The 8,114-nt window shown below is 59.4% G+C and carries 3 protein-coding genes; all 3 read left to right on the top strand.

Features of this window, described 5'->3' with window-relative positions; all coding sequences use genetic code 11:
- Positions 1–2,042: YPDG domain-containing protein (locus HMPREF3171_RS12090; RefSeq protein WP_168161880.1), on the top strand; the 2,042-nt coding region annotated here is incomplete at its 5' end.
- Between the two features lie 17 nt (positions 2,043–2,059).
- Positions 2,060–4,555, top strand: a complete 2,496-nt coding sequence (locus tag HMPREF3171_RS06020) for a hypothetical protein (protein ID WP_070483648.1) — start codon at positions 2,060–2,062, stop codon at positions 4,553–4,555.
- Positions 4,556–5,060: 505 nt separating this feature from the next.
- The coding region (locus HMPREF3171_RS06015; RefSeq protein ID WP_141743368.1) for a YPDG domain-containing protein at positions 5,061–8,114 on the top strand (3,054 nt) is incomplete at its 3' end.

Genomic DNA, 8,114 nt, shown 5'->3' with positions numbered 1-8,114 from the left:
GCAAGACCGATGTTCCTGTGAAGGAAGCAACGGGTAAGCCGTCTGCTGGTTCTGAGGATTGGACCTTCAAGACTGGCGAGACCAACGGTGTTGTTGAGGCAACGGCTCCTGGCTACGACAAGGTCGCTGAGAAGATCGAGTCTGAGCTGCCGAACATCGATAGCAGCTGGGAGAAGTTCAAGGAGATCTTCACTCCGCATGTTCGTCCGTCGGTAGATGTCGACTTTGAGTACAACGATGGCTCGAAGAACTCTGCAACCGCTGGCTTCGATCTGGTTGGTAAGGACGGTAAGTCCTTGCTGGATCCGGACGGTGACTTCGATGGCGATGGCATCTCGAACAAGGATGAGATTGAGGGTGGCACCAACCCTGCAGTCGCTGACGAGGGTGACACCACCGCGCCGCTCATCAACCCAGTGAAGCCTGGTGATCGCAAGATCACAGGTAAGGGTGACCGTCCGGGTGAGGACATCTCTGTCACGATTCCGGGTGTGAAAGACCCGATCAGAACCACCACTGACAAGGACGGCAACTGGTCTGTCGATGTGCCTACGGATATTGACCTGAATTCGGAAGACAGAATCCGGGTTAGCGATGAAGCAGGCAACACCACCGAGACCGCGGTCGGACCAGCGGCCCCCGAGCCGCCACTCACCAACCAGTTCGATCCGGTGTACCCGCGTGCGTATGTGCGGGTGGGGGAGTCGGCAACGTCGGTTACGCCGAACCTGACCCGCTACGTCAATGGGCGTGAGTTCCGTCGCCAGCCGCTGCGAACGGCAGGAGAAGTGACGTTCAAGGTCGAAAGCCCGGGCACGCTCAAAGACAACGGCCGCGTTGAGGTTACCGCACCGAAGGATGCGCAGCCGGGTGACCTCATCACGGTTCCAGTGCTGGTCACGTACGCAGACGGAACCACCGACACAACCGAAGCAATCTTCGAGGTCATCCCTGGCGCCTACGCCGAGATGTATGACCCGAAGTACGAGGTCGGCCGCTCCGCCTCGCCAGGCGAGCAGACCCAGGTCAAGCAGGTGGGCGATAATGACCTGCCGGAAGGCACCACGTTCACGCTCGACCGGGACAAGTCGGACCTCAACGGTTGGGGCATCCAGGTGGATGAGACCACGGGCCTGATCACGGCAACCGCGCCGCAGTCGCGTGAGCACCGCGCAGAGGTTGTGGTGACGGTGTCGTACGCGGATGGATCGCAACAAAGCAACACTGCCTTCGTTGACCCGCAGGCAGCGACCTCGATGGCGGAGACCATCCCGGTCAAGGATGCGCTGGTCACGGTTCCGGTAGGCGTGGTGCTGGACGCGAACGTCGTACCGGCGCTGCCAGATGGCACAACGTTCGATATCGGTGCGTTTTCGGACGAGAACTGGTCAGTGGACGTCAACAAAGACACCGGCGAGGTCACGGTGGTTACCACCGACAAGGTGCAGCCGAATGACCAGGTCGTTGTGCCGGTGGTGGTGAAGTTCCCGGATGGGTCCGAAACCACGGTCAACGTCACCGTCGTGGCAACCAAGCCACAGACCACCCAGCACCAGCCGGTGTACGTTGCGTCGAAGGTTGCTCCAGGCGAGCGCACTTCGCTGCAACTCGAGGTGCCACTGGACAAGAAGGTCGGCGCGACCTACTCTCTGGCAGGCAACGCTGCGGGTCTGAAGGCAGAGATTGATTCTGAAACGGGCGTGATCACAGTGCAGGCGGATGCTGGCGCGAAGCCGGGCACGCGAGTGCTGCCGGTGGATGTCCGCTACGCCGACGGCTCCGTCGAGCGCATCCAGGCGCGAGTGGAGGTCACCGGCACAGGCGTAACAGCAAACCCGGCGTGCGACGACGGCTCAAGCAACTCGAGCACATCCAACATTTCCAGCACATCTAGTGAATCGTGCAACACCGGCTCGAGCACCGGAGGGGTCATTGCGATCATCCTTGGTGTGCTTGCGGTGATCGGCGGCGCTGCGTGGGCTGCGTTTATCAACCAGGACGCGGTGCGTGACGTGCTGCGCAACTTTGGCATCAAGTTCTAGCAAAAGGGACAAGGATCATGGCTTTGAAGAAGACAGCACTTGCAGTTTTGCTCAGTACTGCGATGGTCGCGCCGCTCGTTGTAACGCCAGCGGATGCTGCAGTTCAGAAATACGAAGGCGGCTACCAGGTCGCGCAGGATGCCACTAACGGTGCGTTCGACGGCGTGCTCATCCAGCCGAGCCGGTTCACGGACCTGCACTACGCGCACCCGTACTCCGCACCGGGTGGGCTGAGTGCACGCCTGTTCACCGATGTGTGGGTGAACCGCACGGACGTTTCGCTGGATCGCAACACCACCGTGACCGGCAGGCAGCAGGGCAACGCCAATGTGGTCACCATGGTGACCAAGGATGGCAGCGCCACGATTACCCGCACCTTCACCATTGAGGGGCGTTCCACCACGGTGAACACCGTCGTGGAGGCGCCGCAGGGCACTCGGGTGCGGCTTGATTCGACCGTCCTGCTCAAAGCGCTCGAGGCGGACTACACCGGCACGTTTGACGCGGGTGCCAACCGCTTCCACCTCACGCCGGTGAAGCCCGGTTACAAGGTCGACGTCACCTTCGGTGAAGGGACGTTCGCCACCGCCGCGGACAAGGACTTCAAGGCGCTCAACGCCGCAACGGGCGAGGAGGTCAGCGGCCACATCGGCGCTTCCGCCGAGGCCCAGCGTGGTCGTTGGGTGGGCAGGACCGACGCCTCCGGGCGCTTCGAAACCAGCGTGCGTATCGATGTCTCCACCCAGCAAGACGCCGCCGACACCGACGGCGACGGCCTGCCCGACATCTGGGAAGAAGAGGGCTTCACGCTTGCAGACGGCACCGTCATCGACCTGCCCAAGTGGGGCGCCGACCCACAGCACCCGGACGTGTTCCTGCAGCTGAACTGGATGCCGTCCGAGTGGGAGCAGCGTGGCTGCGCGGACCGCGGCCGGTTCAACCCGACGGCGAAGGACGTGCTCTCGTTTGAAGAGTGCGCGACGCTGAACAAGAACTTCTACCGCCCCACCCGCAAAATGCTCCAGGACTTGGAGGCGCTGTTCCGTGACAACGGCATCAACCTGCACATCGACGCAGGCGCGCTGTACGCCCCGGGCATCCCGGTGGCGGATCGTCGCGGTGGTCAGAACAAGGAGAAGCTGCCGTACGCGAAGTACTCCTTCGACCAGGATGGCAGGTCGCGCGTGGACACGATGAAGGGCTGGCACAACGACCTGCTCGGCGAGCGCGACGCCGTGTGGCATGTCGGCGTGATCGGCGACACGATTGCCCCTGGAGAACTTTCGTCGGGGCTGGGTTTGCAGGGCGAGAGTTTCTTCGTCGCTAAGGGCGCTGGCTTGACCACAGAAGAGGAGTTCAAGGGGACGATTCTTCACGAGTTCGGCCATGTCCTCGGCCTCGACCACGACGGCATCCCCACCGAGGAGAGCCACAAGTACGCCGAGTTGCTCGCCGGCTACCCGAGCGGCCAGCAGGAGCGTAACTACATCCCGAAGTACAACTCCGCGATGAACTACCTGTACCAGTTCTCCCGCTTCGGGCTTTCCGCCGAGGAGACGAAGGCGGACGGCCACGCGCTGAACTCGGGCAAGAACTTCTACGACAAGTGCCCGGAGGGCCTGAAGGATCAGTTCTGTTTCGTCGGCCAGTCCACCATCCCCGCGGACTGGAAGAATCTGGTGCTGCGTTCCAACTACATCGGCAAGGCTGACGGCATCATTGGCGTCACGCACGAGCACGATCAGTTGGCGGAGGAGGACCTGACTGTCTACGAGCTCGCGGTGCTCGCCGCTGCCGATAACAATCTCAAAGCAGGGGCATTGCTTATCGACGACGCCCACAACGGCATCGTTCTCCACCACCCCAACAACGCGCTGAATGTCCGCGTGGAAAACAAGGGCATCGACGCCCACACCTTCACCGTGGAGGCCCGTTGGGGCAACGGCAAGTCCGCGCGCAAGGACATTGCCCTGGCTGGCATCGCGGATAAGGACAACTACGCCGGCGACCTCGCCATCCCGATGCAGGACCTCGCTGGGGTGAAGGGCCCGAACACGCCTGTCGAGCTTTCGGTGAAGAACCAGAACGGTGAGACCGTGTTCGATGAGACCTTCCGTGTCCCCGTCCTCGACCTGACCAAGCAGGAAGCCGAAAAGGTACTCAAGGACCTCCCGTCCGCGAAGGTGAACAAGGAGGAGCAGAAGAAGGTCGAGCAGGTGCTGCGCCCGGTCGTGCAGCCGCCCGAGCCGTCCACGTCTGCGCCGTCGCCTGCGCCTACCTCGAAGGAGACCGTCACCGTGACGCCGACGCCGAAGCCGGCGCCCGCCCCGGTGACCCAGACCCGCGGCCCGGTGGAGACTGCGAACCCTTCGGATTCGGCAGGGAAGCCGTCTGATGGCTCCTCCGCGAACGGCGGCGCGATCGCCGGCGCTGCCTTGGTAATCCTCGGCGCCCTCACCGCTCTGTTCGGCTGGTGGTTCAAGAACGGCGAGCAGTTCAAGCTGCCGTTCTAGGCTCACGGTGCCGGGGCCCGGTTGCCTCGTAGGTTCGACGCCTGTGGTGGATTCTTCCCATCACAGGCGTTTTTACGTTTCCGTAGTCTTTACACGTGACCATTAAAACGTCACTAATTACCCCCGTTAGGGGGTGATGGTGAAAGGCTCAGATTTTCCTAAGGCATTAAGACCTCGAAAAGATAACTAATTCCCTAAAACTGTAGACAACTACGGAATTTGCTGGAAGTGCCCCTGCGCACCCTGCCGGGCTCACTTTTCCGCCGCTCTTAGGTGGAGCACAGGTAATATTATACGCCTGTATAACAGTACTGGCCAGCGCTTTTGATGGCGAGTGTCATTGATCTATCTCAGGGTGGTAACAGCTGTCATGGAGCTAGTGGGTGCATTGCCGTCCCCTGTCACTTTCTTTACGGTGGTGTCCATAGGCCCTGTTTGCAGGTGTGTTTTGTTTGCTCGTCAGGGTCATGAACCTATGACGCTCAGACTTTTTGGAGGGAATTTAATGAAAAAAAGTCACATTGGTCGCCGTCGCGGTACGTCCGTAGCAGCGGCTGCTCTGTCATTTGCACTTGTTGCGCCGTTGGCACAGCCGGTCGCGTTTGCTGCTGAAACTGGATCTGAGGTGAATACGGTTGATGGACACACAGCGAAGTGTGGTCTGGATCCAAATGATCCGATGGCGCGCTACAACACCCAGCTGGTTAACACTGAAGGTGCTGAGGTTGTTGACGCGATTGCAAATGGCTACACCACCTCGGTGACTGACTTCACCAATGCGAAGCACACTGTGTCTGGCTTCGTTGGTGTCGGTGGCTACGGCACGATTACTCCTGGCACAGGTCGCTTCGTTGAGGACGGCACCCGTGTGTTCATGCAGTGGATGGATGAAGACGGCACCGTGTCTCCGGTGTATGAGACCCAAACCCACAAGGTAGGTACTCGTCAGGGACGTTTTGCCTTTGATCTGCGTGATGGGTTTACCGATTCGAATGGTAACTTCCACCAGTTCCGTGCTGTGTCCAGTCAGCTGATTCGCATCTGGGCGGAGCCACAGGTTGAAAAGCGTTCAGGTCTGTTGATGTACCCGATGCGTACGGCACCGGGTTTGACGACCGGTCAGTGGCAATCGGCGTTCCCAGCAAAGCACGGTACGTTCCCGCTTGTGGGCACGAACTACCAGCGTGCCCACATTTGGATGGGGTACTTGCCGATTGATCCTGAGACTGGCAAGAACTTCATGATGGCTGAGGAAGTCTCGGAGAACCCGCTCGTCGGCCGCAACGCTGAAGGCCGTGATCTTGGCACCGTAACCGGTGATGAGGTCATCGTTGGCCGTGTGTGGCATGAGACTGGCCTTGGCGCAGATCAAGCCAACATCGTGACCGGTCCTGCCTTCAAGACTCCCGCTTCGACTTCGAAGGATACGCCTGCCGTCGGTTACAAGGTGTACTTCACCACGTTGACTGAAGAGGGCATTACCGGTTTGGCAAATGCGCATGAGCAGGACATGTTCGTTCGTCCTGGTGCTGTTGCGGATTTGGTTAAGGAGCACCCTGAGTGGCTGCGCAAGACCTGGGTTGCGACCACGGATGAGACTGGCCAGTACGCCCTCGACCTGAAGGGCGACTATGATGAGGTCGCGAAGAACCGTGGTTACTATGCGTGGGTTGAGGATGCTTCTGGCACCGTAGTCCAGACGCACTCGGTTGGTGCGCCGATGGAGTTTAAGTTCAACTTCTCGCGCCAGGCGTCGAACTGGGTTGCATTCCCGACGCCGAACAGGCTTTCCGGCGCTGTCGCGAGCATGAACTTTGCGGTGACGGGCTCGCCGGAGGCGAATAATCTCGCGCTGCATGTAGTGAATTTCGACAATATGAACAACCTGGCGCACCGTGAGGATGTAGCCAAGTTGGCTATTGATGGTGCGTTGCCGGGTACGGCAAACCGTATTGTGTGGACGAATGCTGCCGGCAAGGTAGTTGACCCAGCAACCGGCGAGCCGATCGAGGGTGTTGATCCGCGTGATCCGGATGTTGGCACGCAGATTGAGCAGTGCGGTGATGAAGCGAATGCGTCTTTGACGGTGCCGAAGTCGGCTAAGGACGGCGATACGTTTACCGCATGGTTCTATGCTGGCCCGAATCCGATTGCTGCTGATTCGTTCTCTGTGACGGCTGATCAGGCTGCTGAGGTTGATCCGCGTTACGGTGATGTGCACTGGGATGAGGATCCGGAAACCGATGGTTACCAGTCTCTGCCGCCGAAGTTCTTCAAGGAAGATCGTGATGGCGTCAAGGTTGATAAGGAAAACGACGTCACCGATTCGGTTGAGGGCGAGAAGTACGAGTTTGCGCCGACGTTCCGTATCCCGTTGAGGGATGAAAACGGTGATCCGATCGAGGAACAGGCACGTAATGCAGATGGCAGCCCACAGTTCGCAACTGAGCCGGTAGTCGATGAGAACGGCGATCCGGTGCTTGATGATGAAGGCAATCTGCAGGAAAAGCAGGTGCTGGATGAGGCAGGCAATCCTGTTCCGGTGATGGAGCAGAAGATCGGTGTTCCGGAAGGCTTTGAGATTGATCCGGAGACCGGTGTGGTGACTATTCCGGAGAACTACTTGCCGAAGGATGGCGAGGATCCGGTTGTTGTTCCTGTGCGTGTGACCTATGCCGATGGTTCGGTTGATGTTGCTGATGTGAAGTTCTTCCCGAAGAAGGCTTACAACGATGTCTTCGAGCCGAGCTATGACACCAAGTTGGTCGATCCGGCGAAGGATCCTGCGGTTTCGAATCCGAAGTTCACTAAGAATGGTGAGCCGTTCGAGAAGGTTCCTGCTGGTTCTAAGTTCGAGTTGAAGAACGAAGATGGCAGCGACTGGACTGTTCCTGAGGGCTACACCGTGACGGTTGATCCGGAAACCGGTGACGTTACGGTGAAGGCTGATCCGGAGAAGATCAAGGAGCTGGGTGAAGACGGTAAGCCGGTTGCTCCGGAGGAATTCGATGTTCCGGTGAAGGTGACCTACCCGGACGGCACTGTTGACGATGCGACTGCGAAGTTCCAGCTCGACACCGACGGTGACGGTGAGCCGGATGTCACCGACGAGGATGACGATAATGACGGTATCCCGGATTCTGAGGATAAGAACCCGCGTGATCCGGAGGTCGGCAACGACGCATACGTCTACGAGCCTAAGTACGACCAGGATGGCTCCGGCAAGCCTGGTGAGGACGTCACGGTGGACAAGCCTGTCTTTAAAGACAAGGACGGCAAGGACACTAAGGCTCCTGAGGGCACCAAGTTCACCCCGGGTGAGAACGTCCCAGACGGTGTGACCATCGATGAGAACACCGGTGAGATCAAGGTAACCATCCCTGAGGATGCCAAGCCGGGTGACAAGATCACGGTCCCGGTTGTTGTGACCTACCCGGATGGCACCACCGACACTGTTGATGTTCCGGTGACTGTCGAAAATGACGACGCGCCTGTCACTCCGGGAACCGAGAAGACCACGGTTGATTCCTCTGGTGTGAAGCCGGTTGATCCGACCGAT

Origin of the sequence: Corynebacterium sp. HMSC08F01 (assembly GCF_001807545.1) — a bacterium.
In the GTDB taxonomy this organism is placed as follows: domain Bacteria; phylum Actinomycetota; class Actinomycetes; order Mycobacteriales; family Mycobacteriaceae; genus Corynebacterium; species Corynebacterium coyleae.
Note: the sequence above shows the minus strand (reverse complement) of the source record. Positions and strands in the feature narration are given on the sequence as shown.

Excerpts from the sequence above, each read along its gene's own strand:
- HMPREF3171_RS06020 (WP_070483648.1), top strand. The coding sequence starts at position 2,060 with ATGGCTTTGAAGAAGACAGCACTTGCAGTTTTGCTCAGTACTGCGATG.